This window comes from Micromonospora reichwaldensis, assembly GCF_031845925.1.
Taxonomy (GTDB): Bacteria; Actinomycetota; Actinomycetes; order Mycobacteriales; family Micromonosporaceae; genus Micromonospora; species Micromonospora reichwaldensis.
This window is the reverse complement of record NZ_JAVRFL010000014.1, coordinates 101,613-114,120: the sequence shown is the minus strand read 5'-3', so window position 1 is coordinate 114,120 and position 12,508 is coordinate 101,613. Positions and strand designations below refer to the sequence as shown.

The following is a 12,508-nucleotide window of genomic DNA, read 5'->3' as shown; positions in this document are numbered from 1 at the left end:
TGGCGGGGTCAGGAGGAGAGCGCGGCGTACTGGCGGCGTCGTTCCGCCTGCCGCGCCGGGTCCGGGATGGGCGACGCCATGAGCAGCCGGTTCGTGTACGCATGGCGCGGTCGTGACGTGACGGTGTCACCGTCACCGGTCTCCACGATGCGGCCCTTGAGCATGACCGCGACCCGGTGGCAGATGTAGCGGACCACCGACAGGTCGTGGGAGATGAAGAGGTACGCGACGCCGGTCTGCTCCTGGATGTCGATGAGCAGGTCGAGGATGCGTGCCTGGGTGGAGAGGTCGAGGGCGCTGACCGGTTCGTCGCAGACGATGAGTCGGGGCTTCAGCGCGAGGGCGCGGGCGATGGCGATCCGCTGCCGTTGCCCGCCGGAGAACTCGCGCGGGTACCGGCGCCCGGCGTCGGCTTCGAGGCCGATCTGGCCCAGCAGCTGACCGATCCGCGCGGAGGCTTCGGCCCCGGGCACCCCCTGCGCCCTGAGCGGCTCGGCGAGGATGCTCTCCACGGACATCGCCGGGTTGAGCGACGAGTACGGATCCTGGAAGACGACCTGGATGTCCCGGCTCAGGGCCCGGCGGGCGCGCCGGTTCGCGTGGGTGATGTCGGCGCCGTCGAACGTGACCGTGCCGGCGCTGATCGGGGCGAGCCCCAAAAGCGCGCGGCCCAGGGTCGTCTTTCCCGAGCCGGACTCGCCGACCAGGCCCACCGTCTCTCCCGCCCGGATCTGCATCGAGACGTCGTGCAGAGCGTGGAAGGACGGACTGCGCCACCGGGACCCGGGATAGACGACGTTGACGTCGCGGACGTCGAGCAGTGGGGCGTCGGAATCGTTGCGGGTGCTCATGACTGCACCTCCTGAAGGTCGTCGCGCGACCGCCGGGGAGGGGCGTCCTCCAGGGTCGCGTCCAAGAGCATTCGGGTGTACTCGTGCTGCGGGTTGGCGAAGAGTTCGGCGACGGGTTGCTGCTCGACGACGAGGCCGTCCCGCATCACCGCGACCCGGTCGCAGAGGTCGGCGACCACACCCAGGTTGTGGGTGACGAGGATGAGGCCCATGTTGCGCTCGCGTTGCAGGTCGCGGAGGAGTTCGAGCACCTCCACCTGGACCGTGACGTCGAGGGCGGTGGTCGGCTCGTCCGCGATGAGCAGCTCGGGATCGCAGGAGACGGCGCCCGCGATGAGCACCCGCTGTGCCATTCCCCCGCTGAGCTGGTGGGGGTAGGCGGCGAGCGTGCGGGCGGGGTCGGGAATGCCGACGCGTTCGAGCAGGTGCAGGGCCCGCTCGTGCGCGGCCTTTTTCGACAGGTTGAGCTTGCGCCGCATCGGCTTCGTCAGCTGGGCGCCGACGGTGAAGGACGGGTCCAGGTTGGACATCGGCTCCTGCGGCACGTAGGCCATCTGCGGCCCGCGCAGCTTCTGCAACTCGCCCTCGCGCAGCCCGATCAGGGACCGCCCGTCGAGGGAGAGGTGCCGGGCGGACACGGAGGCGTCGGGTGGCAGGAGTCCGAGGATCGCGAAGGACGTCTGGGACTTTCCGGAGCCGGACTCCCCGACCAGGCCGAGCACCTCTCCCCGCGCGACGTGCAGCGACACGCCCCGCACCACGTCCTTGGCGGCTCCGTCCTCGGCCACGTACCGCACCGACAGGTCCTCGACGCGGAGCAGGGTGTCCGCGGGGAGGGCGGTCGCGGGCGTACGGTCGGCTTCGCCCTGGACGACCGTCGTGTCGTCCCGGCCGGCGGACCGCGCGGCCCGCTTGGCCTTGGGTTTGCGACTGACCCCCAGTGAATCCGCCAGGGCCGTGCCGAAGAGCACGAGTGCCATGACCGTGAGGCCGATGGCGACGCCGGGCGCGATGACCAGCTCGGGCGCGCGGTGGAAGTTCTGGAAGGCGTTGCTGAGCTCGCCACCCCAGCTGGGGCGCTGCGGGTCGCCGAAGCCGAGGAACTCCAGGCCGGACTGGACGATGATCGCCATGCCGAAGATGAACGAGGACCGCACGAGGACCGGGCCCAGCACCACGGAGAGCACGTGGCGGAAGATGATGCGCAGGTCGGACAGCCCCGCGACGCGGGCGGCGTCGAGGTACAGCTCCTCGCGCACCGCGATCACGGCGCTCCGGGTGAGCCGGAAGATGTCCGGCGACGCCAGCACGCCAAGGGTGATCATCGTCGGGGCGAGGCCGCTGCCGAGGGAGGCGATCACCACGATGATGATGAGGATCTCCGGCAGCGACATCAGCATGTTGAAGATCCAGCTCGACACCCCGTCGAACCGCTTCGCGCGGTAGCCGGCGAGCAGACCTGCGGGAATCCCGCACAGGAGGGCGACGGCGACCATGATCGCGCCCGCCTGGAGGCTCACCCGGCCGCCCCACAGCAGGCGGCTGAGGATGTCCCGCCCGTTGCCGTCCGTGCCGAGCGGGTGGTCGCCGCTCGGCGGTCGGAGCGCCTCCGAGAGCACCACCAGGTTCGGGTCCTGCGGGGCGAGCAGCGGCGCGAGCAGGCTCGCCGCGACGATGGCCAGCAGGACGCCGCCCGCCACCACGCCCATCGGGTTACGCAGGAAGGAGCGGAATCTCCTGGCTGTCAGGCCCGCGCGGGGCGTCACGTCGGCGCTCATGCGTTCCGTACCTTCGGGTTCAGGGCGGCGTAGAGGATGTCGACCGCGAGATTGACGAGCACGACGACGAGCACGGTGAAGAGCAGGACGCCCATGATCACGGGGATGTCGCTGTTGCCCGAGGCGTTGATGGCGACGGCGCCGATGCCCTGGAGGCCGAACACCCGCTCGATGATGGCGGCGCCGCTCATCGCCGCGATGAACTGGAGGGAGAGCATCGTCAGCGCCGGCGGAGCCGCGTTGCGCAGGACGTGGGTGAGCAGGATCTCGCGCTGCGAGAGACCCCGGCTGCGCAGCGTACGGACGTAGTCCTGGCTGTTCACGGTGATCACCGAGTTCCGCAGCTGCTGGGCGATGGCGGCGATCGAACCGATCGACAGCGCGACGATCGGCAGGGTGATGGACCAGAGCCAACCGCCGGGTGAGTCGTTCAGGTGCACGTAGCCCGTGGCGGGGAACCAGCCCAGTTGCACGGCGAAGACCAGGGCCAGGATGATCGCGACCCAGAAGTTCGGGAGGCTGAAGCCGAACACCATGAACACCTGGAGTACGCGGTCGAACGTCCCGGGCCGGGTCGCCGCGAGCAGCCCGAGCACGACGCCGAGGACGGCGGCCACCAGGACGGCGCCCAGCGCGAGGGAGACGGTGACCGGCAGCCGCGTCACGATGAGGTCGCTCACGTCGGTGTTCTGCGCGGACGAGACCCCCAGGTCACCGCGCACGACCCCGCCCAGCCAGCTCAGGTACTGCTCGACGAGCGGCCGGTCGAGGCCGAGCTGCTCCCGCTTGACCGCGACCTGTTCCTCGGTGGCGTAGAGGCCGAGCGCGCCCCGGGCCGGATCGGAGCCGGTGAGCATGAGGAAGAAGAACATCCCCGTCACGACGGAGAACGCCAGCAGCAGGCCCGTGGCCAACCGCCGACCGATGAAGCCCAGCATGCCTGCTACCTCCTAGATGAGCTGTAGTGATCCACCGGATGGGCCGGCCCGTTGTCCGGCCCATCCGGGGTCGATCGACGGTTACTTCGCCGGGGCGAAGAAGCGGAGGCTCGGCATGAGCTGCGCCTGCTGCATGGTCACGTCGATGTCCGACTTGAACAGGTAGACGTTCTCCTGCGTGACGATCGGCGCGAACCAGGCCTGCTCGACGAGGTGGGTGTTCAGCTCCTTGTAGAGGGCGGCCTGCTTGTCACCCTGCGCGGCCGGGATCTCCTTGAGCAGCCGGGTCACGGTCTCGTCGGTGTACTTGAAGTTGTTCCACAGCGACGTCGGGGTGAGCTTGTTCAGCACGTCCGTCCACGCCGGGATGTTCGTGGAGAACGAGAGCATGAAGGCCGGCTGGCCCTTCAGGGTCTCCAGGCCGCCGTTGGCGAAGCCGTTGACCGGCACCTGCTCGACCGTGATGCCCACGTCGCCCAGGTACTGGGTGACGATCGGCACCAGCGGGGACATGAAGCCCTCGCTGTACGAAATCTTGATCTTGAAGCCGCTGCCGTAGCCCGCCGAGGCAAGCAACTCGCGCGCCTTCGCCGGGTCGTACGGATAGCGCGCGTTCAGCTCCGGCACCCACGCCTCGCTGGACGGGTTGAAGGTCTGCGTGGAGACCTGGCCGAAGCCGCCGTAGTGGGTGTCGAGGATGGCCTTGCGGTCGAGCGCGTGGTTGATCGCCTGCCGCACCCGCACGTCGCCGAGTGCCGCCGACGCCTTGCCGGCGCGGTCCTGGAGGATGATGCCCTGCCACTCGCCGGGCACCGTCTTGACGGTGAGCCCGTCGGTCTTGGCCTTCGGCACCATGTCGGAGGTGCCGTACATGAACTGGATCTGGCCGGTGGCGAGCGCGTTGTACCGGGCGGTGAACTCCTCGTACGGGCGGATCACGACGTTCTCGAAGGGGAACGCCTCGCGGTTCCAGTAGCCGTCGCGCGCCTTGAACGTGTACTTGACGCCCTTCTCGGAAGCGCCCGCGTCGTACGTGTAGGGCCCGGAGCCCACCGGGTTCGAGGCGATGTTGCCCGCGCTGAGCGCCGTGGGGCTCACCATGTACCCCGTGTACGTCGCCAGGGCGGCCAGGAGGCCGGGGCTGGGCTCGCTGAGGTGCAGGCGCGCCGTGGCCTTGTCCACGACCTCGACGCGCTCGATCGCCCGGGCCCCCTCGGAGGCGCTGCCCGCCCCCTTCTTACGCGCCTCGAGGTTGACCTTCACCACGTCGGCGTCGAAGGCGGCGCCGTCACTGAAGGTGACACCGTCGCGCAGCTTCAGAGTGAGCTCGGTGAGGTCGGCGTTGTACTCGTACGAGGTGGCCAGGTTGCCCTCGATCTTCGACTCGGGCGTCTTGCGGAGCAGCGGGTCGTAGACGGCCTCCGCGTAGTGGATGACCGCGCCTTCCTTCATCTCGGCGGGGTCCCAGGTCAGCAGGTCGCCGTTGTTGCCCAGGACGAGCTGGGACGAGCCTGCTTCATTCGCCTGCCCGCCACCGCTACAACCGGCGAGGGCGAGAGCGACTACGGCAAACGCTGCCGTCAGCGTGCGTGTCAGTTGCACCGTGTTCCCTTCTATTGCTGCAAAGCCAGCGCCGGTCGGCGTCGCTCCAAGTGACGGGGATCGGATCAGCGGATCAGGCGATCCCGAGTTGTTGGCTCATGACCATGGCGGTCGCGCCGCGCAGGACGATGTCGTCGCCGAGTTCCGACAGCCGCAGGACGATGTCGCCGTGGACCTCTGTCAGGGCGCGCTGCCGGATGGTTTCCATCGCCGCGGCGGCCAGCGGCCCCTCCAGCACCCGGTGCGGCCCGCTGAGGACGATTTCCGAGACGTTGATGGCGGCCACGATCGGGGCCAGCACCGAACCGAGCGCCTCGCCTGCGGCGGCGAGGACCCGGGTGTGCTCCGCGTCGGTACGGGCTTCCGAGAGGTCTTCCTGGATGCGCCGGGTCGACAGCCAGGTCTCGAGGCAGCCGAACTTTCCACAGACACAGGCCCGCTCACTGCCGGTGTCCACGACCACGTGGCCGATCTCGCCGGCCGCGAACCTGCTGCCCAGGACGGGCGTGCCGCCGAGCAGCAGACCTGCCCCCACGCCGACACCGACCCGGACGAGGAGGGTGTCGGCCGCGCTCTCGCCGTAACTGCGCTCGGCGAGCGCGGTGGCGTTGGCGTCGTTCGACACGACCACGGGGCAGCCGAACTGCTCGGTCAGCACCGACCGGAGGTTGAGGTCCTTCCATCCCAGGTTGGGTGCGCTGAGGACGACGCCGCCGAGGTCCACGATCCCCGGGGTGCCGATGCCGATGCCGAGCAGCGGCGCCGTCACCTGTTCGCGCAACACCCCGACGAGACCGACGACCTTCGCCAACGCGTCGGCTCCGGTGCTGCCCTCGATCTCGACCTGCTGACGAGCCACCACCGATCCGCCGAGGTCGAGCACGGCCCCCCGGTAGAGCGTCGAGTGGCTCAGGTCGACGGCGATCGCCTGGTAGGCGTGCTCGTTGAACTCGAGCATCATGGCCGGCTTCCCGGGCCGCGTCCCCGCCCGCGTACCGACCTCGACCACGAGGTCGTCCGCGAGGAGGTCGCTCACGACGTCCGAGACCGAGACCCTCGTCAGCCCCGTGCGTCGCGCCAGATCCGCCCGGCTGTGCGGCCCTTCCCGGTACAGCGTGCGCAGCAGCAACTCGCGGTTGTGCACGCGGGCCTGCTCCGGGAGCACCTTCTCGCCGGAGCGGACCCGGGCCGGAACCCGGTCTCGCCGCAGGGTCCCCACCGCGCGGTCCTGGGGCTCCGGCGGTGTGGTTCCCGTCTCATCAATGCAGGTCACCCGGTTAGTACAGGCGGCTAACAAACTGCGGACAAGAACGCGGCTCGCGTTGTTCCCAAGTTGTTACATTCCCATGGCCCGCTTTTTGCGGCGGCTTCAGCCAGTTAACTCCCCTGGTAGAGCCGCCGACCACGGCGCCGAACGGGCCCGGGAGCGTGCCGGCGAGCCGGCACGGCGACGAGGAGGGACACCATGGGCGCCGGCTCTCCGATAGGGTCCGACCGGAGGCCCGCCGGCCTTCTTCGGATCGACCGTCGGACCGCGACGACCCCGGCCTACCAAGATCAAAGGCCCCCGGTGGGCAGGCAGTTGACCCTCCGGCACCCTCCGCGCCGCCCGGCCTGATTCCTCCCGTACGCCCGGAGGCGCCGTCATGACCGAACGCTCCTCGCCCGGGCTGCCGGTTCCGCCCACGGCACGAAAGCCGAGAGTCGCAACCGGCCGCCTTCCGGTAACCTGAGCGCGCGGGCCGCTAGCTCAATGGCAGAGCTGTGGACTTTTAATCCATAGGTTCAGGGTTCGAGTCCCTGGCGGCCCACTCCTCCGCAGGTCAGCGGCCCTTTAGGGGGTCGCTCTTGCCATGCTCCGGGCCGATACAGCAGCGAAGTACAGCAGTGGGCCCCTTCACCGATCGAGCGCGCTGCCGAGCCGCTTGAGGGCGTCGCGGGTGGCCGCCGATGACACCACCGTGTAGATCTCCATCGTGATGGCGAACTGGGCGTGCCGGAGGATCTGCATCGCCACCCGGGGGTGCACGTCCAGATCGGCCAGGAGCGAGGCACAGGTCCGCCGGGCATCCCTGACGGTGATCCGCCGGACGCCGGCCGCGTCACAGCGGCGGTCCCAAAAGCGGTTGACGTTGCGTGGCTCGACCGGCCGGCCGTAGCGCGTGGTAAAGATCAGGTCGGACGGCTGCCAGGCCGGGCCGGCGGCGTCCCGGGCGGCGGCCTGCGCGACACGGCGGCGGTCAAGCGCCACGGTGCAGATGTCCGGCAGCGGCAGGGTGGCGTCAGAGGCCGCCGTCTTCGTCTCCCGGTGCAGCAGTTCGGCACCGACCCGCTGGAGCTGCCGATCGATGGTCAACTCCCCCGCGTCGAGGTCGACATCCGCCCAGGTGAGCCCCAGCATCTCGCCCTTGCGCAGACCGAGCACTAGGACCAGGACGTACGCGGCGTAGAGCGGGTCGTCGTCGGCGCGGGCCGACTCCAGGAAGCGCCGCGCCTCGTCACTCGTCCACGCCTTCCGCTTGCGCTTGCGCACCGGGGGCAGCTTCACCAGGGACGCGACGTTGCGGGTGATCAACCCTTCGGTGATCGCCCGGGACAGCAGCGTCCGGAGCACGGTCCGCAGATGCGTGACGCTCGTTGCCGACGGCAGATCCTGGCAGCAGCGCCCGAGGGCACAGCAGCAACGCTGAACGGGCTTTCGCCGCTCGTCCTTGCCCTGGGCGCAGCACTGGCAGGTCCGCCCCACCTCGTTGATCCAGGTCTGCACGTCGCTGACCCGGAGCTTGTCGAGCCGCTTTCGGCCCAGCCCTGGCACGAGGTAGAGCCGGACCACCACCTCGTAGGTGACGTAGCTGCCGGGGGCGAGGTTCGGCTTGACGATGTCGCGCAGCCAGTAGCCGGCGTACTCCCCCACCGTCGGAGAGCGCGTCGCCACCGGGCCAGCTTTGGTCTGCCCGTGCAGCTTGATCCACTTGTCGTGGACCTCCTCGCGGGTCTTGCCGTAGACCCACTTCCGGCCCCGCTTGCCGTCGGGCTTCTCGACCCAGACGTACGCGGCGAAGCCGTTCCGGTACGGAAAGATCGATCCTTCGCCGTTGGCACGGGCACGTCCGGGCATCAGGCCGCCTCCTGCCGCTCGACCTGGTCACGGATGTAGTCGTCGACCCATTCCGGGAGGATCCGGCGGTACTTGCCGTCCTTGATGGAGCGCAGCTCGCCGGTGGCGATCTTCATCTTGACCTTGGAGATGCCGAAGCCGAGCAGGACGGCAACCTCGGCGGGCGAGTACCAGCGGGGGGTTAGGTCTCTGCTCATGCGGCGGCCCCGACGAGCCAGGCTTCGTGGGCGAGTTCTTCCCGACCGATGCGTCTGGCCTGCCGGCGCTGGGCGGCGGCGGTGTTGGCCAGGAGCGCATCGCCTTCGGTGAGCCACCCGGAGTTGGGTCAACTGCGCCACTGTGGCGGTGTCCGCCGGGGGCGCGGTCCGTGACACGAGAGCCGACTCAGTCTGTTCCGGCAGTGTCCGTACGTACGTCAAGGTCCGCTTGACATGGTGGGTCGGGCCCCAGGAGGGCGGGTCGGCGGGCAGGCGCTAGGGCTACTCCTCCCTCGACGGAAGTTGTCTGATGACCGCTGGGGTGAATGATCGGGTCAGGTCCGTTTCGCCTATTCCGACAGGCTCTTCGGTGTAGACGCTGCGAGTTCGTTTGTCACCCTCGAGTGTTACGGAGTATTCGATGTTGAGGAAGCCGTAGAGTCCTCGGTCGTTCTTGCGCAGCGCAGACTCCTCCCAAATGTATAACCCCGGGTTGCAACCTTGACTGGACAGGGGCATGTTCCGGTTCTCGGCTAGTCAGTTGCGGCTCCAACAGACCTGACCCTGGTCGCGAAGGTGCCGGCCGCTGTCGCCGGTGCTGGGTGCGCCGGGGGCTCTACGGTCCGCTTCAACGTCGGACACCCGAACTGGGTGAGTATCTGGGTGACGACCGAGACTGCCAGCGCGGGACGCCCACAGACGATGGTGGACTGTTCCGGCAGTTCGGCCAGCTACCCGCCCAACTCATCGACGGCTGATCACTCCATCAACGTCTGAGCCTCGGGCTGGGTGACCAACTGGGTGACTACCGGGGCGGCCGACGCCGAACGCTCACGGACGATGAAGGACTGGTCAGGCAGCTAATGGGGGCTACTCGCCCAGTTCGTCGACGGCCGATCATTCCTTTGGAGCGAAGTGGTCAAACTCCGCCAGCGAGACGGCCGACGGAGCTTGACATCCATAGGAGCACCGGGATGATTAAGGCGAGGTGGAGACCTACACGTCCTCAAGGCAAGTCATATAGGCCCAGCCGTCGCTCATGCCGTTGTTGGTAATTACATGGAGCCAGCCGTTGGCTTGACTGACGCCGCAAGCAGTATAGCGGCTACCGAGAGCCCATTGGTTGCGGTAGCAGCTGAAGCGGTCACCCATTTGCCCCCATTCAAGGACGCTGGCGGACGTTGAATAACTGGCTCGAATGGGCAAATTGTTGGCCAGCGACTCAACGGTTCCGGTCGCGCATTGTGTCGAGTATGCAGCATTGGCTGGCGCTTGAACGGCGAGAGTCATTCCAGGCGCCAGGGCGACTGTAAGCGCGATTTTGCTAACAGTTTTCATCGTCATGCCTTTCTATGATGACAAAATTGGTGGCGAGTGTGGCCACTTCGACAGCAATCGAATCTTAAGGGCCAGAGTTCGCTAGACGCCACCCCGGCGAGACAAAGGCCTTAAAGTGGAAATATTGATTCGCATCCGCCTTTGCAAGGCATGGGTTGGCTTTAGGTCCACGCGTCACCGTTCCCGACCCGTGCCCGATGAAGTGGTCAGCCGCCAGTCGGGGGCAGCCATAACCTGTCAGCGAGCCGTCAGGGCGGAGGTTGAGCCGTGCCCGTTGCGTGCCCGATCCTGGGGTAGCGGACGGACAACGACGGTCAAGGTCTGACGGCGGCCGTGGTGCCTGTCCAGCCACAACGGCAGGTGGCAGGGCCGCCCGAACGGCAGAGCCGAGAATTCCTAAATCGTGTGTCTTGGCGGCTGCCAAGCCGGCGACTAACGGGGCCAGCCGCGGACCGCACGACTACGCTCCCCCGGCGAGGGTCGCTGAACGGCCACGGAGAGGTCAGCGACCTACGCGGATGCGGTCAGCGGCGTACAGCTCGCGTGAGCCGTCGGCGCGGAAGATCACGATGACCGGGATGCCCTCGCCCATCTCCAGCTCGCGTCGCTCGACGGGTGTGGGCATCCGGGCGGTGGCGGTGTCGCCTTTGAGGAGGGTCACCGTCTCGGTCGGCTCGACGGCGCGGACGAACGTGCCGCGCGGTGGTTCCACGATCACGAGCCCTTCCGACCGGAGTAGCGCTACCGCCTGTCGGACGCTCGTGCGGCTCAGCCCGTACTCCTGAGCCAACCGCAGCTCGCTGGGCAGCGATGCCCCGGGCGCGAGGTCGCCAGACGTGATCCGGTCTCGCAGGAGGTCTGCGAGCTGCCGGAACACGGCACGATCCGCACTGGGGTCGATCACGAACTTGACGCTATGTGTCCAACAGCCCTACATCTTATTGTATCTACAGTACTACGTCGTTACGGTGACGTGAGCTGCGGCGTTGCACCGAGGGCCCGCCCCGACATGCTGTCCGCGATGTTGACCGACACCCGAGGAGAGACCTGGTGCCTCGCGTCTCGTACGAGGAGTACTTGGTAGCCGCCGCGCTCACCCTGGCCAGGCGGCACCGGCCGGTCTGGTCATGGCGACGATGGCGGAAGGTCTGCCGATGCGGAGGCGAGCTGCCCTGCCGTACCAGGCATCGGATCCCGATCAACAGAGGCCACTGGCCGTCAGACCCCGAACGAAGAGGTGCCCCGGCATCGGAGTGGCGGGCAACGCGGGAGACGCCGCAATGACGACGCACCTCCCGGTCACACCGGCTTGGACGTGCGGCGGCTGCGGTGCCGACTGGCCCTGCCAGCCCCGACGGCGCGAACTGCGAGCGGAGTACGACAGCGCCTCGGTGTCGTTGGCCCTCTACCTCGCCGCCCAACTCGTCGACGCCGCCCAGGACCTGACCCACATCCCCGCCAACCACCTGCACCACCGATTCCTCGGCTGGACCCGATGAGCATCCTGCGCCCCGGCGACGAGAAGTTCCACTACAGCGACGGCTCCCACAAGTGGATCCCACCAGACCCCGACTACGACCAGGAGGTCTGGGACGAACAGGTCCGCCAGCACAAGGATGGCCACCTCAGAAACGAGCAGCCCAAGGTCCGCATCCAGCGCCTCGTCTGACGCCAGCAGTACAGCAGCGAAGTACAGCAACCGTGCCAGCCGAACCCGGCCGAGAAGCACGCCAGCAGCCCGGATGACCTCGAACCGCACCGCAGAAGGCCGGCTCGCCGGCAATCCATAGGTTCAGGGTTCGAGTCCCTGGCGGCCCACGCACTTCTCTGACCTGCGGCTCTTGGCTGTACCACCGTCGTCATGCGAACCAGCTGGCCGAGGGGGCCGAGCCTTCCCTGCAAGTGAGCGATGCTGCATGCATAATGAATGCATGGTTGCTCTCCAGATTCGTGACGTGCCGGAGGAAGTGCGAGACGCCTTGGCGGCTCAGGCCAAGGCGCGCGGGCAGTCCCTCCAGGCATACCTGCTGGAACTGGTGGAGACGCAGGCTCGCCGGCTGCGTAACACGGCGGTCCTTGATCGCTTCGCCGGCCGATCGGACGGTGCTCGCTCCCTGCCGGGGGAGAGCGCCGCCGAGTTGAACGACCAGCGGGAGCAGCGCGGACCGTGGGGAAGCGCCGCGTGATCGTCGTGGATGCGTCGGTTCTGGCCGACGCTCTGGTCGATGACGGGCCGGTCGGCGACGCGGCGCGGGCGGAACTGACCGGAGATCCGCACTGGGCCGCTCCGGGTCATCTTCTGGTCGAGGTCATGTCCGTGGTCAGAGGCAAGGTCCTCGGTGGGAAGCTCGGCCTCGCTCGGGCAGAGGAGGCGATCGACACCCTGCCCTCGCTGGTCATCGATGAGGTTGGTGTTCCTATGCTGCTTGACCGGATGTGGCAGTTGCGGGGCAATGTCACGGCGTACGACGCGGCTTACGTCGCGGCGGCGGAGTTGATGGCCTGCCCACTCGTGACCAGTGACGGTCGGCTCGCCAAGGCCAGCGGTATCCGCTGCGAGATCCGACTTCTCGCAGCGTCCTGACGGCGGGCCGCCCGAGGATCATCGGCCTGACGCCCTTGGGCCGGCCATTTGAGGGGAAGCGGCCCACCGACGATCGTCGCACTGTGGTTCGCATGGTGGCAC

At 68.1% G+C, this 12,508-nt stretch carries 13 protein-coding genes and 1 tRNA gene; 5 read left to right on the top strand and 9 right to left on the bottom strand.

What is annotated here, in order from left to right; translation table 11 throughout:
- Positions 1-8: 8 nt before the first annotated feature.
- The 5 genes from RM555_RS14295 to RM555_RS14275 all read right to left on the bottom strand — a co-directional run bounded on the left by RM555_RS14295 (position 9) and on the right by RM555_RS14275 (position 6,388).
- The gene (locus RM555_RS14295; RefSeq protein ID WP_311412182.1) at positions 9-851 is read right to left on the bottom strand and encodes an ATP-binding cassette domain-containing protein; all 843 of its coding nucleotides are present in this window, start codon (positions 849-851) and stop codon (positions 9-11) included.
- Positions 848-2,629: a dipeptide/oligopeptide/nickel ABC transporter permease/ATP-binding protein gene (locus RM555_RS14290; RefSeq protein ID WP_311412181.1), complete on the bottom strand. Its 1,782-nt coding sequence runs from the start codon at positions 2,627-2,629 to the stop codon at positions 848-850. Before RM555_RS14290 ends, RM555_RS14295 begins: the two co-directional genes overlap by 4 nt.
- Positions 2,626-3,567, bottom strand: a complete 942-nt coding sequence (locus tag RM555_RS14285) for an ABC transporter permease (RefSeq protein WP_151452571.1) — start codon at positions 3,565-3,567, stop codon at positions 2,626-2,628. The genes RM555_RS14290 and RM555_RS14285 overlap by 4 nt, the downstream gene beginning before the upstream one ends.
- Positions 3,568-3,648: 81 nt before the next feature.
- Complete coding sequence (locus RM555_RS14280; protein WP_311412180.1) at positions 3,649-5,169, bottom strand: ABC transporter substrate-binding protein; 1,521 nt, start codon at positions 5,167-5,169, stop codon at positions 3,649-3,651.
- Between the two features lie 73 nt (positions 5,170-5,242).
- Entirely contained in the window at positions 5,243-6,388 is a 1,146-nt protein-coding gene (locus RM555_RS14275; protein WP_311412179.1) for an ROK family transcriptional regulator, read from the bottom strand.
- A 520-nt stretch (positions 6,389-6,908) separates the two neighbouring features.
- Here RM555_RS14275 and RM555_RS14270 point away from each other — a divergent pair.
- Positions 6,909-6,980: transfer RNA gene (locus tag RM555_RS14270), tRNA-Lys, on the top strand.
- Positions 6,981-7,066: 86 nt separating this feature from the next.
- On the opposite strand, the gene RM555_RS14265 is transcribed toward RM555_RS14270, so the two are convergent.
- From RM555_RS14265 to RM555_RS14250, 4 genes are all read right to left on the bottom strand, one after another.
- Positions 7,067-8,287, bottom strand: a complete 1,221-nt coding sequence (locus RM555_RS14265) for a tyrosine-type recombinase/integrase (protein WP_311412178.1) — start codon at positions 8,285-8,287, stop codon at positions 7,067-7,069.
- On the bottom strand, positions 8,287-8,484 hold the full coding sequence (locus RM555_RS14260) for an excisionase family DNA-binding protein (RefSeq protein WP_113973362.1): 198 nt from the start codon (positions 8,482-8,484) through the stop codon (positions 8,287-8,289). The genes RM555_RS14265 and RM555_RS14260 overlap by 1 nt, the downstream gene beginning before the upstream one ends.
- A gap of 996 nt (positions 8,485-9,480) precedes the next feature.
- Positions 9,481-9,828 (bottom strand): hypothetical protein, encoded by a 348-nt coding sequence (locus RM555_RS14255; RefSeq protein ID WP_311412177.1) that lies wholly within the window; start codon positions 9,826-9,828, stop codon positions 9,481-9,483.
- 496 nt (positions 9,829-10,324) lie between these two features.
- Complete coding sequence (locus RM555_RS14250) at positions 10,325-10,726, bottom strand: GntR family transcriptional regulator (RefSeq protein ID WP_069088172.1); 402 nt, start codon at positions 10,724-10,726, stop codon at positions 10,325-10,327.
- A 376-nt stretch (positions 10,727-11,102) separates the two neighbouring features.
- Between RM555_RS14250 and RM555_RS14245 the strand changes: the two genes are divergently transcribed.
- The 4 genes from RM555_RS14245 to RM555_RS14230 all read left to right on the top strand — a co-directional run bounded on the left by RM555_RS14245 (position 11,103) and on the right by RM555_RS14230 (position 12,406).
- Positions 11,103-11,321: a flavin reductase gene (locus RM555_RS14245; RefSeq protein WP_311412176.1), complete on the top strand. Its 219-nt coding sequence runs from the start codon at positions 11,103-11,105 to the stop codon at positions 11,319-11,321.
- The gene (locus RM555_RS14240; protein WP_311412175.1) at positions 11,318-11,491 is read left to right on the top strand and encodes a hypothetical protein; all 174 of its coding nucleotides are present in this window, start codon (positions 11,318-11,320) and stop codon (positions 11,489-11,491) included. The genes RM555_RS14245 and RM555_RS14240 overlap by 4 nt, the downstream gene beginning before the upstream one ends.
- Before the next feature lie 262 nt (positions 11,492-11,753).
- Positions 11,754-12,008, top strand: coding sequence for a FitA-like ribbon-helix-helix domain-containing protein (locus RM555_RS14235; protein WP_088644445.1), 255 nt, complete (start codon positions 11,754-11,756; stop codon positions 12,006-12,008).
- Positions 11,990-12,406 (top strand): type II toxin-antitoxin system VapC family toxin, encoded by a 417-nt coding sequence (locus RM555_RS14230; RefSeq protein ID WP_311412174.1) that lies wholly within the window; start codon positions 11,990-11,992, stop codon positions 12,404-12,406. Before RM555_RS14235 ends, RM555_RS14230 begins: the two co-directional genes overlap by 19 nt.
- Positions 12,407-12,508: the final 102 nt, after the last annotated feature.